The 578-nt window shown below is 44.5% G+C and carries 2 protein-coding genes; both read left to right on the top strand.

All coding sequences use genetic code 11. The features are described 5' to 3' along the window. The coding region (mraW, locus tag R8O10_RS26545; protein ID WP_318192141.1) for a 16S rRNA (cytosine(1402)-N(4))-methyltransferase at nucleotides 1-206 on the top strand (206 nt) is incomplete at its 5' end. 5 nt (nucleotides 207-211) lie between these two features. After that, complete coding sequence (gene ftsL, locus R8O10_RS26540; protein ID WP_005458197.1) at nucleotides 212-529, top strand: cell division protein FtsL; 318 nt, start codon at nucleotides 212-214, stop codon at nucleotides 527-529. The last annotated feature ends 49 nt before the right edge of the window (nucleotides 530-578 follow it).

Here is a 578-nt window from a genome sequence, read left to right as displayed (position 1 = left end):
AAGACCGCATGGTAAAACGCTTTATCCGCAAAGAAAGTAAAGGTCCTGAGGTTCCACATGGGATTCCTTTGACGGAAGCGCAAATCAAAGAGCTTGGCAGCGCAAACATGAAAACTGTTGGCAAAGCGATAAAACCGAGCAAACAAGAAATTGACATGAACCCTCGTTCGCGCAGTTCTGTGCTAAGAATTGCTGAAAAGCTTTAATTATTATGACGAAACCCACTCCCAACCTTGCTAAGTTGATCGCCACGGATTTAATTACCGTTGGTCGCTGGTCATTACTATTGTTGCTATTGATCATGGCATCAGCAATGGGAGTGGTATTTGCTACCCACCATGCGCGTCAAGCGATCACTGAAAAAGATCACACTCTGGTTGAGCGCGAGCGATTAGATAGCGAATGGCGCAACCTGATGTTGGAAGAAACCGCCTTAGCAGAACACAGTCGAGTGCAAGATCTTGCGAAAAAGGATCTTGAAATGAAACGACCTGACGGCGATAAAGAAGTGGTTATCACGCTAAAATGATAAGAAAGAAAACCAACGCTAAACAAGGAAATAAGCGTAAGTCTTCTGC

The organism is Vibrio sp. 1727 (assembly GCF_033344415.1).
Classification (GTDB): Bacteria; Pseudomonadota; Gammaproteobacteria; order Enterobacterales; family Vibrionaceae; genus Vibrio; species Vibrio alginolyticus.
The sequence above is the reverse complement of the archived record's forward strand: the minus strand, read 5'-3'. Positions and strand labels throughout refer to the sequence as shown.

What these genes read in the sequence shown, in the direction of transcription:
- ftsL (WP_005458197.1), top strand. Translation starts at nt 212, where the DNA reads ATGACGAAACCCACTCCCAACCTTGCTAAGTTGATCGCCACGGATTTA.